This is a genomic window from Mucilaginibacter sp. MD40 (genome assembly GCF_002288635.1).
Classification (GTDB): Bacteria; Bacteroidota; Bacteroidia; order Sphingobacteriales; family Sphingobacteriaceae; genus Mucilaginibacter.
In genome coordinates this window covers 4,180,540-4,201,827 of record NZ_NRSW01000001.1, presented here as the reverse complement: position 1 = coordinate 4,201,827, position 21,288 = coordinate 4,180,540, and the positions used below count along the sequence as shown (strand labels likewise).

Annotated in this window: 28 protein-coding genes; 9 read left to right on the top strand and 19 right to left on the bottom strand. The window is 43.0% G+C overall.

Features of this window, described 5'->3' with window-relative positions; all coding sequences use genetic code 11:
• Window positions 1–107: 107 nt before the first annotated feature.
• From ftsY to rpmB, 4 genes are all read right to left on the bottom strand, one after another.
• Window positions 108–1,070: a signal recognition particle-docking protein FtsY gene (gene ftsY / locus CKK33_RS19015; RefSeq protein ID WP_095705632.1), complete on the bottom strand. Its 963-nt coding sequence runs from the start codon at window positions 1,068–1,070 to the stop codon at window positions 108–110.
• 168 nt (window positions 1,071–1,238) lie between these two features.
• Window positions 1,239–1,397, bottom strand: coding sequence for a DUF4295 domain-containing protein (locus CKK33_RS19010; RefSeq protein WP_095705631.1), 159 nt, complete (start codon window positions 1,395–1,397; stop codon window positions 1,239–1,241).
• Between the two features lie 68 nt (window positions 1,398–1,465).
• Window positions 1,466–1,648 (bottom strand): 50S ribosomal protein L33, encoded by a 183-nt coding sequence (rpmG, locus tag CKK33_RS19005; RefSeq protein ID WP_022830075.1) that lies wholly within the window; start codon window positions 1,646–1,648, stop codon window positions 1,466–1,468.
• Between the two features lie 69 nt (window positions 1,649–1,717).
• Window positions 1,718–1,951 carry a 50S ribosomal protein L28 gene (gene rpmB, locus CKK33_RS19000; protein WP_095705630.1) on the bottom strand — a complete coding sequence of 78 codons (234 nt, stop codon included), beginning with the start codon at window positions 1,949–1,951 and terminating at the stop codon, window positions 1,718–1,720.
• 239 nt (window positions 1,952–2,190) lie between these two features.
• Between rpmB and acs the strand changes: the two genes are divergently transcribed.
• The 5 genes from acs to CKK33_RS18980 all read left to right on the top strand — a co-directional run bounded on the left by acs (window position 2,191) and on the right by CKK33_RS18980 (window position 6,164).
• Window positions 2,191–4,092, top strand: coding sequence for an acetate--CoA ligase (gene acs / locus CKK33_RS18995; protein WP_095705629.1), 1,902 nt, complete (start codon window positions 2,191–2,193; stop codon window positions 4,090–4,092).
• A 99-nt stretch (window positions 4,093–4,191) separates the two neighbouring features.
• The gene (locus CKK33_RS18990) at window positions 4,192–4,377 is read left to right on the top strand and encodes a CsbD family protein (protein WP_095705628.1); all 186 of its coding nucleotides are present in this window, start codon (window positions 4,192–4,194) and stop codon (window positions 4,375–4,377) included.
• 168 nt (window positions 4,378–4,545) lie between these two features.
• Window positions 4,546–5,364 (top strand): alpha/beta fold hydrolase, encoded by an 819-nt coding sequence (locus CKK33_RS18985; protein WP_095705627.1) that lies wholly within the window; start codon window positions 4,546–4,548, stop codon window positions 5,362–5,364.
• A gap of 133 nt (window positions 5,365–5,497) precedes the next feature.
• The gene (locus tag CKK33_RS19590) at window positions 5,498–5,674 is read left to right on the top strand and encodes a hypothetical protein (protein ID WP_158223488.1); all 177 of its coding nucleotides are present in this window, start codon (window positions 5,498–5,500) and stop codon (window positions 5,672–5,674) included.
• 202 nt (window positions 5,675–5,876) lie between these two features.
• A complete protein-coding gene (locus CKK33_RS18980; protein ID WP_095705626.1) occupies window positions 5,877–6,164 on the top strand; it encodes a hypothetical protein in 288 nt (95 codons plus the stop codon).
• A 26-nt stretch (window positions 6,165–6,190) separates the two neighbouring features.
• Here CKK33_RS18980 and CKK33_RS18975 read toward each other — a convergent pair whose 3' ends face one another.
• On the bottom strand, window positions 6,191–7,207 hold the full coding sequence (locus tag CKK33_RS18975; protein WP_095705625.1) for a sulfite exporter TauE/SafE family protein: 1,017 nt from the start codon (window positions 7,205–7,207) through the stop codon (window positions 6,191–6,193).
• Between the two features lie 156 nt (window positions 7,208–7,363).
• Window positions 7,364–9,136: a phospholipase D-like domain-containing protein gene (locus CKK33_RS18970; RefSeq protein ID WP_095705624.1), complete on the bottom strand. Its 1,773-nt coding sequence runs from the start codon at window positions 9,134–9,136 to the stop codon at window positions 7,364–7,366.
• A gap of 585 nt (window positions 9,137–9,721) precedes the next feature.
• Here CKK33_RS18970 and CKK33_RS18965 point away from each other — a divergent pair.
• The 4 genes from CKK33_RS18965 to CKK33_RS18955 all read left to right on the top strand — a co-directional run bounded on the left by CKK33_RS18965 (window position 9,722) and on the right by CKK33_RS18955 (window position 12,221).
• Window positions 9,722–11,053 (top strand): tyrosine-type recombinase/integrase, encoded by a 1,332-nt coding sequence (locus tag CKK33_RS18965; RefSeq protein WP_095705623.1) that lies wholly within the window; start codon window positions 9,722–9,724, stop codon window positions 11,051–11,053.
• Between the two features lie 111 nt (window positions 11,054–11,164).
• On the top strand, window positions 11,165–11,497 hold the full coding sequence (locus CKK33_RS19670; protein WP_198952507.1) for a hypothetical protein: 333 nt from the start codon (window positions 11,165–11,167) through the stop codon (window positions 11,495–11,497).
• Window positions 11,498–11,536: 39 nt separating this feature from the next.
• Entirely contained in the window at window positions 11,537–11,713 is a 177-nt protein-coding gene (locus CKK33_RS19665) for a hypothetical protein (protein WP_198952506.1), read from the top strand.
• Window positions 11,691–12,221 (top strand): hypothetical protein, encoded by a 531-nt coding sequence (locus CKK33_RS18955; protein ID WP_095705622.1) that lies wholly within the window; start codon window positions 11,691–11,693, stop codon window positions 12,219–12,221. Before CKK33_RS19665 ends, CKK33_RS18955 begins: the two co-directional genes overlap by 23 nt.
• Before the next feature lie 114 nt (window positions 12,222–12,335).
• Here CKK33_RS18955 and CKK33_RS18950 read toward each other — a convergent pair whose 3' ends face one another.
• From CKK33_RS18950 to CKK33_RS18890, 13 genes are all read right to left on the bottom strand, one after another.
• Window positions 12,336–12,602 carry a helix-turn-helix domain-containing protein gene (locus CKK33_RS18950; RefSeq protein ID WP_095705621.1) on the bottom strand — a complete coding sequence of 89 codons (267 nt, stop codon included), beginning with the start codon at window positions 12,600–12,602 and terminating at the stop codon, window positions 12,336–12,338.
• Between the two features lie 82 nt (window positions 12,603–12,684).
• The gene (locus tag CKK33_RS18945; protein WP_095705620.1) at window positions 12,685–13,479 is read right to left on the bottom strand and encodes a hypothetical protein; all 795 of its coding nucleotides are present in this window, start codon (window positions 13,477–13,479) and stop codon (window positions 12,685–12,687) included.
• A 4-nt stretch (window positions 13,480–13,483) separates the two neighbouring features.
• Window positions 13,484–13,981, bottom strand: a complete 498-nt coding sequence (locus CKK33_RS18940) for a PH domain-containing protein (protein ID WP_143823003.1) — start codon at window positions 13,979–13,981, stop codon at window positions 13,484–13,486.
• A gap of 190 nt (window positions 13,982–14,171) precedes the next feature.
• A complete protein-coding gene (locus CKK33_RS18935) occupies window positions 14,172–14,450 on the bottom strand; it encodes a hypothetical protein (RefSeq protein ID WP_143823002.1) in 279 nt (92 codons plus the stop codon).
• 56 nt (window positions 14,451–14,506) lie between these two features.
• Window positions 14,507–14,965: a PH domain-containing protein gene (locus CKK33_RS18930; protein WP_095705617.1), complete on the bottom strand. Its 459-nt coding sequence runs from the start codon at window positions 14,963–14,965 to the stop codon at window positions 14,507–14,509.
• On the bottom strand, window positions 14,949–15,545 hold the full coding sequence (locus CKK33_RS18925) for a hypothetical protein (RefSeq protein WP_095705616.1): 597 nt from the start codon (window positions 15,543–15,545) through the stop codon (window positions 14,949–14,951). The genes CKK33_RS18930 and CKK33_RS18925 overlap by 17 nt, the downstream gene beginning before the upstream one ends.
• A gap of 5 nt (window positions 15,546–15,550) precedes the next feature.
• The gene (locus CKK33_RS18920) at window positions 15,551–16,309 is read right to left on the bottom strand and encodes a DUF4099 domain-containing protein (RefSeq protein WP_158223487.1); all 759 of its coding nucleotides are present in this window, start codon (window positions 16,307–16,309) and stop codon (window positions 15,551–15,553) included.
• Window positions 16,310–16,322: 13 nt separating this feature from the next.
• Entirely contained in the window at window positions 16,323–17,498 is a 1,176-nt protein-coding gene (locus CKK33_RS18915; RefSeq protein ID WP_095705614.1) for a zincin-like metallopeptidase domain-containing protein, read from the bottom strand.
• A complete protein-coding gene (locus CKK33_RS19920) occupies window positions 17,455–17,814 on the bottom strand; it encodes a M23 family metallopeptidase (RefSeq protein WP_369803594.1) in 360 nt (119 codons plus the stop codon). Before CKK33_RS19920 ends, CKK33_RS18915 begins: the two co-directional genes overlap by 44 nt.
• A gap of 101 nt (window positions 17,815–17,915) precedes the next feature.
• Window positions 17,916–18,323: a hypothetical protein gene (locus tag CKK33_RS18905; protein WP_095705612.1), complete on the bottom strand. Its 408-nt coding sequence runs from the start codon at window positions 18,321–18,323 to the stop codon at window positions 17,916–17,918.
• Between the two features lie 20 nt (window positions 18,324–18,343).
• Complete coding sequence (locus CKK33_RS18900) at window positions 18,344–18,748, bottom strand: hypothetical protein (RefSeq protein ID WP_095705611.1); 405 nt, start codon at window positions 18,746–18,748, stop codon at window positions 18,344–18,346.
• Window positions 18,749–18,804: 56 nt separating this feature from the next.
• The gene (locus CKK33_RS18895) at window positions 18,805–19,224 is read right to left on the bottom strand and encodes a hypothetical protein (RefSeq protein WP_095705610.1); all 420 of its coding nucleotides are present in this window, start codon (window positions 19,222–19,224) and stop codon (window positions 18,805–18,807) included.
• Entirely contained in the window at window positions 19,221–21,221 is a 2,001-nt protein-coding gene (locus CKK33_RS18890; protein WP_095705609.1) for a type IV secretion system DNA-binding domain-containing protein, read from the bottom strand. The genes CKK33_RS18895 and CKK33_RS18890 overlap by 4 nt, the downstream gene beginning before the upstream one ends.
• Between the last annotated feature and the right edge of the window lie 67 nt (window positions 21,222–21,288).

Here is a 21,288-nt window from a genome sequence, read left to right as displayed (position 1 = left end):
ACTATGTCATTGCGAGCGATAGCGTGGCAATCTCCTCGCGTTTATTATCTACAAGCGACGAGATTGCTTCGTCGTACCTCCTCGCGATGACAACCTTATATTTTATATCAATTAAACAAACTGTTGACGAATTCCTGCCTGTCGAACAGCTGTAAATGATCTATACCTTCACCAACGCCGATGTATTTTACCGGTATCTTAAACTGGTCTGATATACCTATTACCACGCCGCCTTTCGCTGTGCCGTCCAGTTTGGTTAAAGCCAGGGCATTTACCGCGGTAGCTTCTGTGAACTGTTTGCATTGCTCAATGGCGTTTTGCCCTGTTGATGCATCCAGTACCAGTAATATCTCGTGAGGTGCGCCAGGTATTACCTTTTGCATCACGTTTTTGATCTTGGTGAGTTCGTTCATGAGGCCTACCTTATTATGTAAACGGCCGGCGGTGTCAATAATTGCCACATCGTCGCCATTGGCTACTGCGGAGCGAAGGGTATCATAAGCTACCGAAGCAGGGTCGTTGCCCATAGCCTGGGCTACAACCTTAACACCAACTCGCTCGCCCCAAAGTTTGATCTGGTCAACAGCTGCCGCACGGAAGGTATCCGCCGCGCCTAACACCACCTGGTTGCCTGCCTGTTTAAGCTTGTGCGCCAGTTTGCCAATAGTAGTGGTTTTACCTACACCATTTACGCCCACCACCATAATTACGTAAGGCTTGTGGTCGCCGTACTCAAGGGTGCGGAAGTCGTTACTGTTGTTTTCGGCAAGCAGTTTTTGTATTTCGTCTTTTAACAGCGAATTAAGCTCCGAAGTACTTACATACTTATCGCGTGCTACACGTGCCTGTATACGCTCAATGATCTTTAGAGTAGTGGTTACACCTACGTCTGACGTTACCAGCACTTCTTCAAGATCGTCCAATACGTCATCATCAACGGTAGAGCGGCCTGCAACAGCTTTGGTTATTTTAGAAAAGAAACTGTCTTTGGTTTTTTCGAGGCCGGCATCCAATACCTGCTTCTCTTCCTGAGTGGTTTCTTTCTTTTTAAAAAAATCAAATAATCCCATGTTAATATGCAGATGTGTATATATGCAAATGTGCAGATTGTTGTCCTAATACCCGAAAAAAAGCATCTGCACATTTGCACATCTGCATATTCGCACACCAATCTGCCTGTAACAAAAAAAGCCCTCTCGTTTTAAACAAGACGGCTTTTATATTTTTATCAAAAGTGATTACAGTTTACCTGCAATAGCATCTTTAATGTTATCGTTTGGAACGATCTGCTCTTTGAATGAGTAAGCACCTGTACGTGGCGACTTAACCATTGTAATAACTTTTGAAAATTCTTTTCCTTTACCTGTTTTCAGGGTTGCAACTACTTTCTTTGCCATGTTATTATGTTTTTATGTTGGAGTGTAAATCGAAATAGTAAATCTATAACGTTTATACTTCAATCAAATTACTTAATCTCTTTGTGAACTGTTACTTTACGTAATACAGGGTTGAATTTTTTCAACTCTAAACGCTCAGTTGTATTTTTTTTGTTCTTGGTGGTAATGTAGCGAGACATACCTGGCATGCCGCTGGTTTTGTGCTCTGTGCACTCTAAAATTACCTGAACTCTGTTACCTTTCTTAGCCATCTTGATGTATTTTTAATCTGCTACAGGTCTCGGGGTGAACATCACTGCTCTCCGAATCGCTGGCTGCAATTATATTGAACCTTTTTTTACAAACTTGTTGATACAAGCAGTTATACCGTTTTTGCTGATTGTTTTAATAGCAGAAGTAGATACTTTTAAAGTGATCCATTTATCTTCTTCAGGTATATAAAACTTCTTAAGTTTTAAGTTAGGATAAAACTTGCGTTTGGTTTTAACGTTTGAGTTAGAAACGTTATGACCGTTCATGTAGCCTTTTCCTGTTAAATCACAAATTCTTGACATGACAAATATTTTTTATTTACCCTTCTTCTAAAAAGAGTTTGCAAATATCAGGCTTTTAAGTGAAAAAGGCAATAGTGTAAATAAAATATTTAAAAATATTATCAACATAATTTATACACGGCCCTGCGTGAGTATGGGCATCTGGTTGAATATACTTATTAAATTTTTTTTAAAAGTTTAGTTAAGGGTAGTATCATCTATCAAAAATAATTAATTTACGCCACCATTATAACCATATTATGCAAGTTAAATCATTTGAGGAGTACCAGCAGGCCTGGCGCAAAAGCGTGGAGCAGCCTGAGCAGTTTTGGGCAGAAATAGCCGGCAACTTTCAATGGCGCAAAAAGTGGGATAGCGTGTTGGACTGGAATTTTAAGGAACCTAAAATTGAATGGTTCAAAGGCGCCAAACTGAATATAACCGAGAACTGTTTAGACCGCCATCTGGAGAAAAATGGCGATGTGCCTGCCATTATCTGGGAGCCTAATGATCCTACAGAAGATCATCGTATTTTAACCTATCGGCAGTTGCATGACAAGGTTTGCCAATTTGCTCATGTGCTGAAAAATAATGGCGCTAAACGTGGCGATCGCATATGTATATATATGCCTATGGTGCCGGAGTTGGCCATAGCTGTATTGGCTTGTGCCCGTATAGGTGCCATCCACTCGGTGGTGTTCGGGGGCTTTTCAGCGCAATCCATTGCTGATCGTATAAAAGATGCTGATTGCAATATCATCGTTACGGCCGATGGCAGTTACCGTGGTACTAAAGAGGTGCCACTAAAATCAACCATTGACGATGCCCTGGTACAGTGCCCTTCAGTTAAACGCGTAATTGTACTCACCCGTAGCCATACCCCGGTATCCATGATAAAAGGTCGTGATGTTTGGTGGGAAGATGAAGTGAAGAAAGTAGAAACGCAAGGCAACCCTGAGTGCCCTGCGGAGGAGATGGATGCAGAGGATATGCTGTTCATTTTATATACCTCGGGCTCAACCGGTAAGCCGAAAGGTGTGGTACACACTTGCGGAGGCTATATGGTGTACACCGGATATACCTTTAGCAATGCTTTCCAATACCAGCCGGGAGAGGTTTATTTCTGTACGGCCGATATTGGCTGGATAACCGGTCACTCTTACATTGTGTATGGTCCGCTAAGCCAGGGTGCTACTACGCTAATGTTTGAGGGTATACCCACATGGCCTAATGCCGGCCGTTTCTGGGACATTGTTGAGAAATACAAAGTAAATATATTATACACAGCACCTACAGCCATCCGCTCGCTAATGAGTTTTGGCGATGAAGTAGTTGCGGGTAAGGACCTGAGCTCGTTAACTAAATTAGGCTCGGTAGGTGAGCCCATTAACGAGGAAGCTTGGCACTGGTTTGATGAAAAGATTGGTCACGGTAATTGCCCTATTGTGGATACCTGGTGGCAAACCGAAACGGGTGGCTTTATGATATCACCAATCGCAGGTGTTACACCAACTAAACCGGGTTATGCCACACTGCCATTACCGGGCGTACAACCAATTTTGGTAGACGAGAACGGTAAAGAGATTGAAGGTAATGGCGTTAGCGGTAACCTGTGTATCAAATTCCCATGGCCGGGCATGTTGCGTACCACCTATGGCGATCATGAGCGCTGCCGACAAACTTACTTCGCTACTTATGAAAACCTATATTTCACCGGCGACGGCTGCCTGCGCGATGAGGATGGTTACTACCGCATAACCGGCCGTGTAGATGATGTGTTGAATGTATCGGGCCATCGTATAGGTACTGCCGAGGTAGAAAATGCTATAAACATGCACAGCTCTGTGGTAGAAAGCGCTGTGGTGGGTTATCCGCATGATATTAAGGGTCAGGGCGTTTATGCCTTTGTGGTGAGCCCGGATAAACATGGCAATGAGGATTTAACACGTAAGGATATCATCATGACGGTGTCGCGTATTATTGGCCCAATTGCCAAGCCGGACAAGATCCAGTTTGTAAGCGGGCTGCCTAAAACGCGCTCAGGTAAAATCATGCGCCGTATATTAAGGAAAATAGCCGAGGGCGATACGTCTAACTTGGGCGATACTTCAACCTTGCTTGACCCAGGAGTGGTAGATGAAATAAAAGAGGGGGCACTGTAGAAAAGAATCAGGATTTAGTACCTCTCTTATTTATTACCTTCAAACCAAATAGCCCATTTAGCGTTCCTTTTATACATCTAAATTAAGGAGAAACAAGCCATGGATAAATTAGAATTAAAAGGCAGCTGGAATGAGCTGAAAGGAAAAGTTAAACAAGCGTATGCAGATCTTACTGATGATGATCTGAAATGGGAAGAAGGTAAGGACGACGAAACGCTTGGGCGCCTGCAGCAAAAAACCGGCAAAACCCGTGAGGGATTAATAGACTGGTTAAAAAGTTTATAATTTAATAATGTAAAGGTCGTAAGGCCTTTCTTTTTTTTCGCTAAATTAGAACCTTTAAGGGATAGTTAAAGGAGGTAAGCATGTATACTATATGTTGCTGCCAGAAGTTTTAAACTTTATCTATCACCTCAATCAGTTTATTTTTCCACTCACTTACTACAAAAAACTATGAAATTTACAACTAAAGACGGCACCGAGATCTATTACAAAGACTGGGGCAAAGGGCAACCTATTGTTTTTCACCACGGCTGGCCATTATCCAGCGATGACTGGGACGCGCAAATGATGTTCTTCTCACAAAAAGGTTACCGGGTAATAGCGCATGACCGCCGCGGTCACGGCCGTTCAACACAAACGGCAACCGGTAACGATATGGAAACTTATGTGAATGACGCGGCCGAGCTTTATGATTTTTTGGGCGTTAAGGATGCCATACATGTAGGCCACTCAACAGGTGGGGGCGAGGTGATCAGGTATGTAGCCAAATACGGTAAAGGCATTGTAAGTAAAGCTGTATTGATCAGCGCGGTTACCCCGCTGATGCTGCAAACGGAAGCCAATCCGGATGGTGTACCGATGTCGGTTTTTGATGAGATACGCCAGGGTACCGCGTTTAACAGACCGCAGTATTTTGAAGACTTTACCATCCCGTTCTATGGCTATAACCGCGAAGGAGCAAAGGTTTCTGAAGGTATCCGTAAAAACTGGTGGAGACAGGGTATGATGGGCAGCGTGCTTGCTCATCATGATGGCGTCAAGGCATTTTCCGAAACTGATTTTACCGAAGACCTTAAAAGCGTAGATATCCCGGTATTAGTATTACACGGCGAAGACGACCAGATAGTGCCTATTGATAACTCGGCAAAAAAAGCGATCAAATTATTACAAAACGGTAAGCTCATCACTTATCCGGGTTTTCCGCATGGCATGCCTACTACGGAGGCTGCTACTATTAACGCTGATATTTTAGCGTTTATACAATCCTGATGCTAATATTTAAGTAACAAGAAAGGGCGCTTTTAGCGCCCTTTCTTGTTGGTAAAGATGTAGTTATGCGAAAATAAACATTTGCGTTTCTTGATAAATACATTTAACTTCAGTTAAAAATAAAACTAAAAACATGAAAGACTTAAAAAAACTTACCAGGGAAGAAATGAAAAATGTAACAGGCGGTGCCTTTCATACAGTTATTTATACCTGTAATGACGGGACGACAATTGAAATGAAATCTCCTGCATGTGACCCGGCGTCGCATGTTTGCGATGAAAATGGCGGTGTTAAGTTTTGCAATATGTAATTATATATTGAATTGTCATTAGTCCATTTGAAATATAAATTATAATTTTTCTTAGCCATCCAAGCAGGGATGGCTTTTTTTATAAAACAGAGAAAATAAAAAATAGGGGCTTTTTGGAAGATACGGCAATAGTTTGATTGTTAGCTCGTTAATGTATTATTGGATTGATATTTGCTGATACTTAATAAATCCGTTTTACATCATGAACAGTACAAAGAAAAGAGTGAGTGGTATGCTCACCAGCAGGCTTACCCAATTGCATTCTGAGGGCTATATTTATGATTTTGCCCTTAAAGGTAAAAACACAGTAATGTGTTTACAAAGCAACGCCATTGCCGACAAAACTTCCTTTACCGTTAAACTGGTTGACCAGATTTATGACCAGTTATGTAATAATTATCAGTACATCCATATTATTGAAACAGACTGCGGGGAGAAAGGCATCCTAATGCTGCCCGAAATTTATTTCGAAAAGATTATGCTAAACTAAGCACTTCTTTTTCAAAAGATTGGTTATTAAAACTCATATTTGAGCAATCGTCCGTTTCTCTTTACATATAGCTCATAGGAGCGGCTGCCCCAGCCCAAAACTTCTTCTATAAGAAGTATGTGCGCGTTTTGTGCGAGTCGCGAAATATGTAATTGCCTTGTGTAAGGCAAGTCTGTAAGTTTAACAGCACGTTCCAGTTCTATCCCTTCATCAAGGCCCAGTTCAACAGCGTAGCGCTGCTGTTTTGTAGCCAATTGGGCCTCCATCCCATGTTCAATCCAGGTAAACCCCAGTTTTACATTTTCTTTGGTGCGCAAAGTTTTTACCGAACTGCCAAGCATCAATACACCAGATAGTACCATGGCTGTAAAGCCTGTACGCCTGAAACTTTGTTCAGTAAACAGCAGCAAGAGTTTTTTTGTGCACCATGCCGAAACTACCGCTGCAACAGAAATGAGCAAGCCTGCCCAGGCCGATTGCGGGGTGAGCAGGCCAAAAGCTCCATACAATATAATTTTAACCAAATGCAGTAATAATTCATTTGCCGCGCGTGTAGCAACAATTTGTTCCTTACTGAGGCCGTAATTAAGATAAAAGCGATTAAATAATAGACCGACAGCGCCAGTTAATCCTGAAATAAAACCTGTGGCTAAACCAATTACAGGCAGTATCCACTTAGATCGCTTTTTTTGGGATGGGGCGTCTTTTTTAAATATAAACGGAATGTTGATGACCAAAAACAGCCCGATCACAAATTCCATCCAAGCGGGGTTAATGCTGCTTAACAATTTGGCCCCTAACCAAACAGCGGGTAATGCAGGCGGTACAAAACGCATAACAATATCCCACCGGATGTGCTTTTTAAAGATCAAAAGCCGCGAAACGCTGCTTGCCGCCGACCCTACAGACATAGCAGCCGGCACCTGGGCCGCAGGTAAAATAATGCCCAGAAAAGGTAGCAATATAAAGCTGGCGCCGCCACCGCATACGGCGCTAAGGCCAAAAGCCACTATAGCAACTATAAAAAAAAGCGCGTACAACATCCTCTATTTTTTATGCGAAATAAAGTATCAATTCTAAATAAAAACTGAAGTTGACATTTGCGAGATGAAAATAATGCTTCAAGATGGAATAAAAAGGAAACCGCTTACTTGAAGATAAGCGGTTTTGCTTCTATCTGCTCTTTAATCTTCAGTGTTTTAAGGGTGCGGCACGGTAATATGTTCAAACGCCTGCCCTGTAGCTTTATCAAAGTATTTGTCTTGCCATACGTCAGTGGTTTTTAAACCCCGAAAAGCCCTGTTCCCTCCATCGTCTTTACCTTGAGCGATGATCGTGTATCGCCACCTGTAATGGTCGTACAGATCAATAACGTGCGCCGCATAAGCAGCTGCAACCTGCTTGTCTCCCTTAATGCAAAGCAGGTTTTCATCGTTAAATGCTGATGCGCGATAACCGTGGTTGTGACTGCCTGTAAACACTTTGCAATTATCAGTGAAAGGATCTATTACTACGATCTTGTTATGGATAATAGCGTGACCGGCACTCAATAATTCAGCTTCCCAGTAGGAAAACTGATCTTTTATTGCCGATGCGGCAACAACGCTATAAAAGTCTGGTTCGGCAGATCTACCGCTATATAACGTTGTATTATAGTCTTCTATAGCTTTAGAATCTGTAGCTGCGCCGCGAATATATAAATGGGGTTTGCGTTGTTGAACACTAAGGATTTTGTCCAGTACGCTTGGCGAGCCCGGCTGAAACTCCAGGAATAAAATACTTTTCTCAGCTGTTTCTATCGCATCAAACATTTCTTTTAGGTCCAATGGTTGGGTAGGGTCGTTGTTTACATTTATTGTACCTGCAGGTGGTTTGGTTGCACTGTTTGTATTTGGTGAAAACCATACCCCGGGATTGGCATCGGCTGATGGGAAGCGTTTCTGATTGGATTGCCTGAGTTCCTTACCTTGTTGGCTATTGTTATCGTTAGTGTCTTTTAATAAACGGTTCCAGTAATCTTTGTATGATTGTGCCAGGGCAGCATCTTCCAGTATAATTGTGTTGTTAGATTGTGCACATAATCCGGTCGAAGTCCAGTTGGTACTGCCCGTGAGTACAATTAGCGGCTTATCTGTATGGTCTGCATACAATACAAATTTGTTGTGGCCAATATGTGTTGCCGGAACAAAACGGTCATGAACAATAACCCCGGCATTTTTTAGCTCTTTGCGGAACTGCTTATTCTCGTCATCAAGAAGTTTAGTGGTATGTTTCTTCCCGTCTGCATCGGTCGTAGTTTTAGATCCGTCGGCATTGGATAATATTATTTCGATGTTGTTCCTGGCTAATTTTAACTCATTTATGAGTTCAGGGTCGGTAAGTTCGTATAAAGCCAGGTAGCATTTGCCGTTTTTAGCAACTGCTTTTCTTAACAATGAGGGTAAGGCTGTTCTAATATCTCCCGACAGTGCGTTTCTCAAAGCGTCGCCGGGAGTAGCGATGTGGTCTTTAAGCGTACCTAATTGAGGGCTTTCGGCGCTATTATGTGGTAATTGCCTTGCTATAAATTGGGTAGAAAGAATACCCCTGTTAAAATACACTTTTATTGGTCTTGTTCCCGGCGAAATCTGCACGGCGTTGGTTTTTAGGTGGAGGGAAGTATCCTGGGTAGGGGCCAGATTGTCCACGGTGCCAATAAGTGGAATGATGTGATACAAATAAGATTTATTTTTAGGGGCGGTAAGGTCTTTCCAGCTAAATTTTTGAATAGGCCAGATAAAGGTGTCCTTCATTTCCCAGTCGGGGTTTTGTTGTCCTTCAAAACCTACCCATGCAGGGAGGTTTATTTTTTCTCCGGTCTGTTGGTCTTCCCGTTGAATTCCAAAACCGAGGCATGATTCAATTTTTGAAAAATACTTCCAACTGATAATTGCTACGTCGTTGTTTGCGTAGGCTTTTGCAAAAGGTTTCATGTGTGTGTGGTTTAGATGAATATTTAATTTCCCAACACCAGTTTTAAGCAGGTATCGGGTAAAAAATTATTAAGATAAATTTAGTACACATAAATTGCTTAAACAAGAATTTTATACTGTTTATGCAGCCCGGTAATATAAATTTTTATGATGTAAAACATTGTATTATTGTGTATTACATTTTTTTAAGATGCAAGCGAATACTGAGTAACGGTATCAATTAATTTAGCTAATACGTATCATTAGTATTAATACAAAACCTGCTTTAATTGATGCTTGTTGGGTGCCGGAAAAGCAAAAAACCGTTTACTACAGTAAACGGTTTTTTAAGTGGAGAATATCGGAGTCGAACCGATGACCTCTTGCATGCCATACGGCTTTTTACTAATTATACATAATTATACATTTCAATCAAATGTCTGATAATAAACATTTTATCAAAATTTATTTACTAATTTATTTGGTATTTTAGACCCGATATCACTACATTTGTTTTATCACAGGTTTATCACAGCTGTGAATTTAACTGACCACTTGCATGCAGGGTAGCATGCATTTTAAAGATAATATATCTAATACATTGCTATGGAAATTGCAGTTAAAGCGGTACTATGGACGTATCGGACAATTTTAGACACTGAAAATAACTACGTCATGGGTGAGCATGAAGTTAGGATCAGAATGACGCAGAACCGTGATACTAAATACATGTCTACGGGTTATAGTAGTTCTATTGCAAATTGGAATAGCGAAAACAATAGCCCAAGATCGTCTCATCCTAAGTACAAAGCCTTAGTTTCCAAGATCAAAAAGATGGAGGATGATATACATTATGAGATTAAAACCGCTGAAAAGGCTGGTCGTTTGATCACCCATGTAGAGATTAAAGCCGCCCTTACTTCCAATGTAAGCTTAACCCCTGCTGCTGAAAAGCCAAATAGGATACTGGCTTATATCCAGTCCCTTGTTGATCATTATGACGCCATTGACAATCCGGGATATGCAAATGTGTTTTATAACAACAAACTCACCGTAAAAAAATTGCTGAAGGATAAGGATAAGATGTTTCTTGCTTTTACGAAAGCAGATCACGAAGCTTATGAACGGCAGATCTCCGGAACAAGCGAATCGACCAGAAGTCATTATCTAAGAACTTATTACCGGGTTTGGAACCTAGCCATTGAGGATGGATTGTGCAGCAAGGATCACCATCCCAAAAAGTATATTAAATTTAAAGCCTATAAAAGGATCAGAACAAAAAAGAGGTCGATCAAATCGGATTATTGGGAACGGTTGCTTAACCTCAAGCCTGCCAAGGATACGCGGATTTACCGCTCCCACCTGCTTATGCAATTTATGTATTATGCAAGGGGAATGAACTTCAATGACATGATCAAGCTGAAAAAAGAACAGTTTGTCAATAACGGCATTGTTTATAAACGTTCCAAGAACAAACGAAATTATGATTTCGAATTGCACCCGGAGGCTGTACGGATCATTAATTTATTTGAAGACTTTCACGAGCAGTCAGATGCGGGTTACATCTTTCCGTTCGTCATGAAAGAACATGATTCGGCAAAGAAAATTGATGTGAGAATCGATTCCGCGTTAAAGGATTTCAACGAAGATGCAAAAGCTATGGCGGAGGCTGTGGGATGGAATAAACAGTTTACATCAAATGCCTTGCGTCATGGATTCGCCAGCCATTTAAATGAGGCGGATGTCGATATCAAGATCATCCAGGAAGCTATGGGGCACGAAACACAGGCTGATACCCGTATATATTTAGCAGACTTAGAGGATAGTATCATCACCAATGCTATAAACGGGGCGCTTATTACGCGGGGTGGCAAAAAGAAAGAGCCGGCAGATCAGCCTGTGACCAAATTCAATGCCATAAATAAAGAGGTTGCTTAGTTAGAGCTAACATTAAAAAACGAGAGCTGGTACGATTTGTACCAATAAAATAATTTTCGTATCTTTATTAAAGATCATAAAATCGGAACGATATGAAGTATATGCGGTAGCATGAAGGTTAAAATAATAAAGGCTGCTACTATGGAAGAAGTGGCTGCCCTGATTAAAAAAGGCAAGGTTGCAGAGTTGCCCTCCATACAACAGGGCTGGAGATTTAATTTCGATAAAGAGTTAAAAAGGCTACCGAATGCAACAGGTTACCTTTTAATAACGGAAGAGACTCCTTCGGTTATCGAAGGATGTATGATTTTCCAGTTGATAGATAAAAAAGAGCCGTATATGGCTTTTGTTGAGGTTGCCCCTCATAATAGAAAAGATAAAAAGAAATATGACCGGGTGGCGGGTTGCCTGATAGCCTATGCCTATCAGCTCAGCCTTATTTAAGGGGTGGGACATTTTAAAGGCTACCTTCAATTTGATGTCATGGAAGAGAAGAAAGAAGATGAGAAGAAATTGATGAGTGTTTATTCATCCAAATATTATGCGAAGCGCTTTGGAGATACGACCATGGTAATTGCAGATGAAGACGGGGACGCACTTATTGCGGAATACCTTACACCACCAAAAGATAGTAAAGATGGACAGGACAAAAGTAGTTAAACAACTTAGGGAACGCCGGGGCACGTTGTCAGCAGAGCTGACTATAGGGCCTAATGACGGGTATAACAGGGATCCGAAGAAGAAGGCAGAAATGGCTGAATTAGCCAAATTACATCACAGTAAACGCTCGCCCGGGCGTTTACTGAAAAATGCCATGTTGGCTGTGCAATACCGCATGGATCATTATCTACAGGACGATCTCGTTTCATTTGAAAATATTTGTACGATCGAACAATTCGCAAATGATTTTCTTAAAGTACTGGGAATCAATAAGACAGCTTTTGCGCGGTTTATAGAAGTGGACGGAGCAAACTTAAATAAGTATTATCGTAGTGACCGGCGGTTTAATACTGAACTGGCTTTAAAGTTTGCGCATTTCTTCCATACTTCGGCCGACTTGTGGTTAAAAATACAGATCAAGAATGAATTGCTGACGTTACAAAGAGAGAAAGAAGCTGATGAGAAATACAACAAATATGATTATGAAAAGCAATTGCAAATAGCTTGATGACGGAAAAAGCCTCAGACCTAAAGATCTGAGGCTTTTTCCTATAAACTGAAGCAGCTGAGTCCGGTTCAAGTTAAAGTGCAGATCTACCATTCAGTTTTGCATTCGGGTAGCTCACAAAGATGTATATTTTGATTTAGTCAGGTAATCGTCAATCTCCTCCGCACTGTAATAGCAGGTGCCGCCTAATTTTCTAAAGGGTATCTGGCCGCGGTTTCTTAAATTCTGCAAAGTGATTTCTGATATTCCAAGCAACTCCATGACGTCTTGGGTCTTAAGCCATTTTTTAGGTTGTTTGGTGTTGAGCAGGTTTTCAATATCGGTCAAAAGTTGTACCCGGAATTTTTCCAGGTCATCAACGGTTAATACCTGTAATGCCATGATTGGGTAAGATTTAATAAAGATGTGCAGCTGCGAATGCGGCAGCCGACTGTCGTGTAGATCGGTTAACAAAAGTGACGCATTATCGTCCCCGTCTGCGAACAAGACTATCATCCGCTGTTAAATGGTCTCGCCTTTTGATGTATTCTGCAATAAAAGCGGACAACCCGGTTTCAGATAGCGGGGTTACCCTGGCAGCAATGTTCATCTGAAAGGGATGATCCGGTAAAAGGTCTGTTTCACCGATACCAAATTCCCTGGCCACGGCCACCGGATCGAGCTTGATTTCGTTGGGTATTTCCAGCAGCACTACGTTTTGAGGAAGTTCAAAAAGGTCTTCGCCGGGTATATACAGCTCGTGGGTATCTATGTGATAAAAGCAAAGATATTCTTCTCCGTTATCCGACATTTCCATATCCCGTAAACTGATGTTCTTCCATGGAAATTCCGTTTCTCTCAGCTCTTTCAGACGCCAGTCAATGGTAAAATCTGTACCTGCCAAGTCAATATTCAGAAGTACTCCCGATAATCTAAGCGCCGTATCCCGATCAGCAAGAAAAAATCCGAGTTCTTTGCCTTTACTTAACAGGTTCAAATCACTCACCTGATCGTCGGTTAAAGAGTTCGGTGAATGGAGTATTTGTGATGGAAGAACAACGTCGATCGTATCCGCATGATGTTCGCCAAATTTTTTTTCCTTCACGATGACCTTGTGGCGGCTTGTATCAAACGTAGCGGAATAATACCCTTTCTGCTGTGTGAGGCTATCGAAGGCGATAACATTATCCTGTTTGTTAAATTGCCTCAGCTGTAAATTTTCCGGTTCAATCATAAAGGGAGTCGAACCAATGACCAATAGCACTGATAACGTTTCCATACTGCTATTGATGATGTGTGAGTTTTTCGAATAAATCAAGGAGATATTTACAACCGGCCTGCCTGCTTTCGAGTTGATCAATGATATTTCGATAAGCGCTTTGTAAAGCGGTTCGATCAATACCTTTTAATTTGATCATCAGTTGCTGATCATCTTTGGTAACAAAGGAAATGGTAACAATGTCAAGATAGTTCATCAGCCTGCTTTGATGAACGCGATAATCTTTTAATTGAAGGTGCGGCAGGCAGGTTACCGATTTTTGCAACAAGCCTTTGTTCACTATAAAAAGATCGGGGCTCATCACATAAGATTCCGCGCAAAGCAAGAACAGGTGATAAAAGAAGGCCAGCAATGATAGCCAGCATACGATCAGGGCAAAAGGACTTACCAGAAGAGTGGCAAGTAGAAGTCCATAAAACAGAATAAGCCAGGGGGCTGTACAAATTAACATATATCGGATAGACGGCCTTAACGGCACGATACCCATCGATGGATTTCTCATAACGATAATTAAAGGGTCAATTAATGGGATAGACTGTCCTGGCCGGGACTTGTATGGCCGGGATAATTGGGATTGGGCTAAAAATAAAAGTCCCCAAACACTCGCTGCCGGAGACTTTCAACCTAAACCTTATCACAATTGCGCGGCAGGAATGCCGGCTTTTAAGATGCTGCTAAATTAATAATTAAATTTAATAATGCCTGTTAAACGCAGAATTACGCATGTAATCGTTAAACCTGCGCTGGTACTCCCGCTCTTCATTAATTCTTTTATAAAGAACGTTACACCTCCATGCACAGGCACCGCAGGCAATGAAGGCAACCGCCAAACAGGTTAAAGTCTCCTTTCTCGCCTCTGCCTTTTGTGCTTCAGTCATTTCAGCCTTGGTATGCTTCCGTGCAACTGCCCCAAAAAAGGCAAACATGGAAATGATACAGGCTAATAAGATGTTACGTACAATCGCTTTCATGACATTCATTTATTAATTAAAATTACTAAATAAGTTAGCAATATCCAAGCGTTTAGTTAATTTATTTCGTAAATATTATTGTTTTTACGGGCGCTCAAAACCCTATCGCGGATGGTATCAAGGATGCCGGATTCAGGAATACCTTCCAAACGGATAACCTTGTTTTCTTCATCTGTACTTTTTAAGGTGAGGTACATTAGCCTGCAAATTTGTAAAATGAAAGGCTGTGTGATAATGTAATCCTTCACCCGAAACATTTCCACCTGGTCAATGCGTTTAAAGAATATTCCTTTTGTGATCAGGATATACTCCGCGCTAACCAAATACTTAAAACTCCGGATGTATAGCAGACGGTACCAGGCAACGCCGCATACGGCGGGGCTAAATAGAACAAAATAAGGCGAGAGGTACCAAGCCAGCAGTAGAAAAGTCAGCGCTAACAGGATAAGCGGGAACGCTTTGAAAAAGGCGAACAGCATGGCCGGCCTTAATAAAATATCATCGTTCTGAGTCATATTTTAATTGGTCTAAAAAAGTTAATGATTGAACCGGCTTGCCGGTTCGGAAGCGAGGGCGAATACCGAAAGCTTCCTGAAAAGCATGCAGGGAAATTTGCTCCTGCGTAAATATCTGTAACCATTTATCACGGTAAATATGGATTTCGTTATCCTTAGAAGTTATCCTCAGCAATATACCCTTGATAGCCGCAGCTAATTTGATATCGGTAATATGCCCGATCATGTCTTTGCCGAAAACCAGGGTAACTTTTCGCCCAGGAAAATTCTCCCTAAGCCAATCTCCCTGTTCTACATGCAGCCTATTGCCGATAGCCACAAATGCCAGTTGCTCCAGCCGTGGAAAACGATGGCGATTAAGCGTGATAAACGCCATCGCTTCCATAACTGAATAAGTAATGATCAGATGGGTTGCATTAGGCAGGCCGGCCACCCAAAGGTTATGGGTGGAGGGCACAATATGATAATCTGAGCCATATCGCTCAAACTGATCGCCATAGCTAAAGGTTATTTCACTTGCTGCCCCAAAAAAAGCCTGGATCTCCAAAGAAATGCCAAGCCCTGTTAAAAGTGGATTCATTGACCTTACCGTCCTTTTCGGGATTGCGAGCGCTCAAACTCATGCGGCTTGAACCCATGCTGGTTTTCAATATCCTTGATCGCCTGGTAATAACCGGGACTCAATTTCTCAGCAGCCTTTTGGTCACGCTTCTGGTTGAATAAGGCATTCAGCCCCTTAAATACCATATAGGATAAACCGCCATCCATCAGGATGGATGCAACCAGTGCCAGTTTATTGGAGCGGATGCCGTGCTTATCTGTTGCCGAATAGCTGAAGCGGGTGCCATCAGGTATCTGCACTTCCTTGCCCTTCCGGTAATTCTCTTTTTGAGCCTGGGTCAGGAATTCATTATTGACCATATCAGGGGCTAAGATCTTCTCTGTATCCGAAACAATAAACTCCTTTGTTTCCGGGTCATATTCGACCAGCATTTCCTTCTTATTGCCATGGTTATCGAGGGCAATTCTCAGCACGCTGCCAACTTCACCCTTTTGCAGTTGCAGGGCTTCATCATTGGTCAACAGATCAGGTATCTCCGCATTCCGGTAAATCGGGTGGATCAAAAGATCCAGCTGACCCTTTTCATTTGGCTTCAGTGATATTTTGGCATTGATCGATTTGATTTTGACATTTTCGGCTTCCAGGTCATGCAGTTCCATTAAGCTTGTGCGGCGACCTGAAAGCAAAGCCTTCAGGTCATCGACGTTTAACAGGAGTTGACCGCCTGTTGCCAGCCCTATAGTCTCCAGGTCCTTGACCGGGAGTTCATTTTCTTGAAACATTATCGGATTCATACTAACGGCCTATTTTATGTTGCTGACCCTGCTCCTCGGACTGGCCCTGTTCTTCTTCCAGCACCATCTCTGGTTCGCGCGGATTTGTTTTGGCTTCCAGCAAGGATTTATAAAGACCATATTCGGGTTTTAATACTTTGCGGGTACCTTCGGCATCTTCCACTTTGATGCTTTTGGTTTTGTATGTCTCCAGCACCTTGTAGGTTGTATCCATATAGGCGATCTCGTCCCCTTTTTTAAAACCCGCTTCCGCACCCTGCTTCTGCTCCCTTTTCTGATTTACACCTAACAGGAGATTCGCGATCTTTTGCGCATCCCTGGAAGCCTTGGCGATTTCAAAAGGCTCATCTTTTAAGATCTTGGCGAAGCTATTCATGTAGGCCGCCTGGTGTCCGAAATTGTGGCCGATCTTTAACTCACCGCCAATCAGAACGCCGGCAATCGCCGCGCGTAATTCTTCGCGTGCATACTCCATTGAACCGAACTTGCCTTCCATAGGGCGGTTCAGACGGCTTTCATGCCCGGTCGCATGGGCTAATTGATGAATAGCGGCTTGCAGATATTTCACCTCGTTGCCAAAAGTCTCAGGCTCGGGCAGGAAGATCACATCATGTTGTTTATCATAATAAGCCTCCTGACCGCCATGAATGATCTCCACTTTGCTATCATGAACAAGTTTCATGGCCCGCTCTGTCGGGTCCAGCGTTTGTTCCGCTTCCTGTTTCTGAAAAAATTCGTCTAAAGGCATGATGTCCTTCATCTGTTCCGCGTTAAAAAGGAAGGCCTGGCCGCGCTGTGGCTTGTCAAATTCTACTGTTTTAGTTTGGGTGACGCCTTGATCATCCTTGATCGTTTTTCCTTCCGCTGTACGGATGGCCTGAATATCGCTTGTTTTCGGGAACTCGATTAGGGTGCCCTTTTCGTCCTTTTTTACCCAATTACCTGCATAGCGGGCAGCATCGGCCGACATCCAGCGCGGGTCGTCGTGACGTTGCATGCCCAGGATCAGCGCGTTCATTGCGCTATAGCCTTTCCCGGTGGTTGGATTTATCGGCTTGACAAAAGCGGGCATGCCATTATCTTTAATCGATTTTTGAAACAGGGAATTACCCTCCTTGATCTCCGCGATCAGCTTATCTGAAAGCTGAACGGGAAGTGCTTTGAAATTTTTGCTCATGTTCTTGTTTAATTAGCAGTTCATATAAAAATTTGATTGGATTGATGTATTGATGCCCGTAGCAAATGCTGAAGTGCAGGTGCTCGCCGGTCACGTGTCCGGTAGCCCCGGTGATGCCGATAGGCTCACCAGCGGTTACGCTATCGGTGGGTATTACAAAAATTTGACTGAGGTGACCGTATATGGATTCAACCGCGCCATGGGTCAGCCGAATGTTTATACCCAGGCCATTATCATAGCCGGTGGATCTGACCAAACCACTCAGGATAGCGTAGACGGTATCATGGCGGGCTTTGAGATCAACACCCGCATGCATGGCATATTTGCCGGTAAGCGGGTGGATGCGGCAACCGTATTCTGAATTTATTTTAAGATGTTTGAGGGGCAGGCAGACCAGGTAAAAGCTGATCAGTAGTTTCATCGGCTATACGTTTTGGCCAGTTCCTGTTTTTGTGCTGGACTGATGGAGTCCAACACTTTTTCCTGTAAACCGGGATGATCATTGGCGATAGCTAAAGCAGCGTACAGGGCCTGAGATGTGCCCCTGTCCTGCAACAGCATAATCTTATACATACCCTTAAAATCATTGAGCGGCATGGACGAGCCGTTGCTGGTCAGGTCATTAAAGATCTCCTGTTTATCCTTGAGCATCAACACCTGCTCCGCAGGATAATAGGCCTCCCCACCTTCCGGGAACTTTACATAGTTTTCTGTTTCAGACCTGGCATAGGTTAACACGCCAATCTGGCCCCGTTTTGCATCGGGGCCAATTTCTAAATCCGGCTTCACCAAAACGAGTGTACCGGCTAAAGTTTGATTTTCCATGATGTTTAATTGTTTAATGATTACCTGCCAACTTTTCGTGTCGGCGTTAAGTCCATGACCTCGTTTAACCGGATGGTAGCTTCGCGATGAAGTTCCGGGTCATCCTGTATAAGTATATAGGCTTTTTTCAGTTGCTCGGGTGCCCCGGATGCCTGTAGCAAAGCCAGGGTTTGCAGATTTTGAGCTACAGGCGGCCATTGCACAGACTTGAACTTTTCCGCCAATTCCTTTAATTCTTCGGTAGTTTTCAGGACAAACAGTGTTTTAGCGCTGAAAGAACCTACTTCCTCGTCCTCAAATCCTACCCATATTTTATCAGCCTCAAAGTTTGTAAATTCAATGAGGCCGATTTTGCCACAATGGTCAGAAGTCCAGAGGACCGGGCTGACCATGACCATTAATCCCATGGTTTCTTCCTGTTTCATGTTTATTGCTTTAAATGTTTGTTTGATTTATAAATGGCCGTTCTGCCTGTAAGTCGCTATCTTTTCAAGCCCCTGGTTTGATCTATTCCAAGAAACTTGTCTAAACCAATGGTTACCGCATCGTGAATGTTACCGTTCTTTTTAACCAATTCCATGGCAGTGCGGATATGTTTTTGCGTTCCATGATCTAACAACAGCGCGATGTTTTTCAAGTCTTTAAAATCATCCACGGATAAGGTCAGCGCATTTTGATGCATAAAATCATAGATTTCGCTCGGCTCTTTAAAAGTGAGCAGCGCGTCAGCACCATAGAAACCAATCAGGTGGTCGTCAAAACCCACATAAAACTCATCGGTGTTCAGGATCGCTGCCGTAATAAACCCGATCTCACCTTGTTTTTGTACTGGGTCATCTTTCAAATCAGGGTGTACCAGCAAATAGTGGGGTAATTGTATTTCATTAGGTTCTTCTTTCATTTTCTCATGGTGGCTTTAACTGGTATAACCGGTGTAGGTGGCTTGAATGCCAATACCATTTCCTGTATTTCCTGGCTGATATGGTTAAAGTTCTGCCGGAGTTTTTCATCGAGCTTCCCGCCAAAATCATAAAAGGACGGCAAAGTTTTATAGCCTTTTTCCTCCCTTTTAATGGCTTCCATATCGAGATTGATCCGGCAGTTGATGGCGGAAGTTTCAAATTGGCCGGTAAACTTTTCCTGTGCATCGGCGGCAATTACGCCAACCATCTCGCCGGAATTGAGTGATGCGATTTTCCCTGCCGGGATAAGGGCTTCCAGTTTTTCATTCAGGGACGTAGAAGTTTTATTGCGGTCGATAGACAGGCCTTCACCGATCTGTTTGGATTTACCAAATAGGCGCTCCAACCATTCCAATGTGTCCTTATTTCTTACAGAGCCAGAAAGCACGGTACCTACTACGGCCGTGATGGTGGCAGCGGTATCTTTACCATATTGCTGATTGAATTGAGGTAATTCCTGTAACCCCATTAACACCGCCACCTTATTTGAACGGGCAGTTGCAATGAGATTCTCCACCCGGTGAACAAATAAGGTGGGCACCTCATCCACGATCAGGGCCGAAGGCAAATTGCCTTTGGTGTTGATCAGCTTAGTCAGGCGGTTGATGATGATCGAATAGCAGGCCGAATTGATATTTTGGGTGTTCGGGTCGTTTGCCAATACCAGCATTCCGGGATTTTCCTTTGCTGAAATTTTCAGGTCAAAGTCATTGCCGGAAAAGACCCAATAGGTTTCTTTTGTGGCCAGCCTGCTTATAAATATCTTCAGGGTGCCGATCTGTCCCTCCAACTGGTCGAATGCCTTAGCGTTATACGCGGTCATAAAGGGTGATAGCAGGGAACGCAGTTCCGGCTCGGAGGTCAGCGCGTTAAATATTTCCTCGTAAGAGCGGTTAAGCAAGGCCAACACATGGGGAAAACTGGAATAGGTGCCCCCTTTGTACTTGCTCATGAAGTAAACGCATGAGGCTAAAAAATTGATAGCAGATTGTGTAAAGAACTGGTCACTGCCACCTGAGCGGTCGCCTTTTTTCAATGCCTCCACCAAAGCTTCGGCAGTTTCTGCCGCATCGGCCAGTGAGCGGATATAATCCGCCTTCCAGGGGTTGATCCTGCGGCTTCTTTCAATATCATTAAGATTGATGACATGAAAGGCAAAGCCTTTCAATTTGCCGTTTTGTTTGGCCAGCAAATAATGGTAGTAAGCGATATGGCCGAGGTCCGGGAATTTGAAATCATACAGACATACTGCAAACTCTTTAGCAATCAGCTGACGGATAAAGGGATTGACTATACTAAACGATTTTCCGGAACCTGGTGTACCGATCACCATCGTACCACGAAAAACATTGCAGATATTGATCCACCCATTTCTCACCTTTCCTTTGTAATAGAAAAGCATGGGAATGTTGACCGAATAAGGTGTATCTACCCTTTTAACCGGCTGCATAAAGCTCTCGGCCTCGGTATTCCATTTGTCCTTGCCCAAACCGGATTTGATGAACTTGGAAATATTATCCATAGACACGCTTACCATAAGCGCCCCGGCGAAGGAGCAAACCAGGTAAAGCAGGTTATACCAGGTGGTATAGGCAAATGCTACCGGGGAGGCACGACCCGCAAAAATAAGGCTGCCGAAAAATAAAAACAGACCGATGGTAAGCGGATAGATGATATGTTTTTTAGGGTCGAGGTCTGTTTTCTTTTTTGCCAGCGTACCGATGCTGACCAGGCAGATCAGGCCAAACGTGGCCAGCTTACTATAGACCAGGGCGGAGTAAATGACCAGGTGGCTGATCTTATCCAGTGGGGTAAAGAAAATGCCCCAGAAAGGGGCATCATGGTAAATAAAAATGGCAGCTTCTAAGCCTATGGATATATAGATGGCGCATTGCAGAAACCCATGGAGTTTTTGCTGCTCTCTGGTTTCTTCCATAATCAGGAATGTTTGAAATGAAAAAGCCACCGGCTTTTGCGGGTGGCTTGATAAATCGGCAACACTA

What these genes read in the sequence shown, in the direction of transcription:
- ftsY (WP_095705632.1), bottom strand. Translation starts at nt 1,070, where the DNA reads ATGGGATTATTTGATTTTTTTAAAAAGAAAGAAACCACTCAGGAAGAG.
- CKK33_RS19010 (WP_095705631.1), bottom strand. Translation starts at nt 1,397, where the DNA reads ATGGCAAAGAAAGTAGTTGCAACCCTGAAAACAGGTAAAGGAAAAGAA.
- rpmG (WP_022830075.1), bottom strand. Translation starts at nt 1,648, where the DNA reads ATGGCTAAGAAAGGTAACAGAGTTCAGGTAATTTTAGAGTGCACAGAG.
- rpmB (WP_095705630.1), bottom strand. Translation starts at nt 1,951, where the DNA reads ATGTCAAGAATTTGTGATTTAACAGGAAAAGGCTACATGAACGGTCAT.
- acs (WP_095705629.1), top strand. Translation starts at nt 2,191, where the DNA reads ATGCAAGTTAAATCATTTGAGGAGTACCAGCAGGCCTGGCGCAAAAGC.
- CKK33_RS18990 (WP_095705628.1), top strand. Translation starts at nt 4,192, where the DNA reads ATGGATAAATTAGAATTAAAAGGCAGCTGGAATGAGCTGAAAGGAAAA.
- CKK33_RS18985 (WP_095705627.1), top strand. Translation starts at nt 4,546, where the DNA reads ATGAAATTTACAACTAAAGACGGCACCGAGATCTATTACAAAGACTGG.
- CKK33_RS19590 (WP_158223488.1), top strand. Translation starts at nt 5,498, where the DNA reads ATGAAAGACTTAAAAAAACTTACCAGGGAAGAAATGAAAAATGTAACA.
- CKK33_RS18980 (WP_095705626.1), top strand. Translation starts at nt 5,877, where the DNA reads ATGAACAGTACAAAGAAAAGAGTGAGTGGTATGCTCACCAGCAGGCTT.
- CKK33_RS18975 (WP_095705625.1), bottom strand. Translation starts at nt 7,207, where the DNA reads ATGTTGTACGCGCTTTTTTTTATAGTTGCTATAGTGGCTTTTGGCCTT.
- CKK33_RS18970 (WP_095705624.1), bottom strand. Translation starts at nt 9,136, where the DNA reads ATGAAACCTTTTGCAAAAGCCTACGCAAACAACGACGTAGCAATTATC.
- CKK33_RS18965 (WP_095705623.1), top strand. Translation starts at nt 9,722, where the DNA reads ATGGAAATTGCAGTTAAAGCGGTACTATGGACGTATCGGACAATTTTA.
- CKK33_RS19670 (WP_198952507.1), top strand. Translation starts at nt 11,165, where the DNA reads ATGAAGGTTAAAATAATAAAGGCTGCTACTATGGAAGAAGTGGCTGCC.
- CKK33_RS19665 (WP_198952506.1), top strand. Translation starts at nt 11,537, where the DNA reads ATGGAAGAGAAGAAAGAAGATGAGAAGAAATTGATGAGTGTTTATTCA.
- CKK33_RS18955 (WP_095705622.1), top strand. Translation starts at nt 11,691, where the DNA reads ATGGACAGGACAAAAGTAGTTAAACAACTTAGGGAACGCCGGGGCACG.
- CKK33_RS18950 (WP_095705621.1), bottom strand. Translation starts at nt 12,602, where the DNA reads ATGGCATTACAGGTATTAACCGTTGATGACCTGGAAAAATTCCGGGTA.
- CKK33_RS18945 (WP_095705620.1), bottom strand. Translation starts at nt 13,479, where the DNA reads ATGGAAACGTTATCAGTGCTATTGGTCATTGGTTCGACTCCCTTTATG.
- CKK33_RS18940 (WP_143823003.1), bottom strand. Translation starts at nt 13,981, where the DNA reads ATGAGAAATCCATCGATGGGTATCGTGCCGTTAAGGCCGTCTATCCGA.
- CKK33_RS18935 (WP_143823002.1), bottom strand. Translation starts at nt 14,450, where the DNA reads ATGAAAGCGATTGTACGTAACATCTTATTAGCCTGTATCATTTCCATG.
- CKK33_RS18930 (WP_095705617.1), bottom strand. Translation starts at nt 14,965, where the DNA reads ATGACTCAGAACGATGATATTTTATTAAGGCCGGCCATGCTGTTCGCC.
- CKK33_RS18925 (WP_095705616.1), bottom strand. Translation starts at nt 15,545, where the DNA reads ATGAATCCACTTTTAACAGGGCTTGGCATTTCTTTGGAGATCCAGGCT.
- CKK33_RS18920 (WP_158223487.1), bottom strand. Translation starts at nt 16,309, where the DNA reads ATGTTTCAAGAAAATGAACTCCCGGTCAAGGACCTGGAGACTATAGGG.
- CKK33_RS18915 (WP_095705614.1), bottom strand. Translation starts at nt 17,498, where the DNA reads ATGAGCAAAAATTTCAAAGCACTTCCCGTTCAGCTTTCAGATAAGCTG.
- CKK33_RS19920 (WP_369803594.1), bottom strand. Translation starts at nt 17,814, where the DNA reads ATGCATGCGGGTGTTGATCTCAAAGCCCGCCATGATACCGTCTACGCT.
- CKK33_RS18905 (WP_095705612.1), bottom strand. Translation starts at nt 18,323, where the DNA reads ATGGAAAATCAAACTTTAGCCGGTACACTCGTTTTGGTGAAGCCGGAT.
- CKK33_RS18900 (WP_095705611.1), bottom strand. Translation starts at nt 18,748, where the DNA reads ATGAAACAGGAAGAAACCATGGGATTAATGGTCATGGTCAGCCCGGTC.
- CKK33_RS18895 (WP_095705610.1), bottom strand. Translation starts at nt 19,224, where the DNA reads ATGAAAGAAGAACCTAATGAAATACAATTACCCCACTATTTGCTGGTA.
- CKK33_RS18890 (WP_095705609.1), bottom strand. Translation starts at nt 21,221, where the DNA reads ATGGAAGAAACCAGAGAGCAGCAAAAACTCCATGGGTTTCTGCAATGC.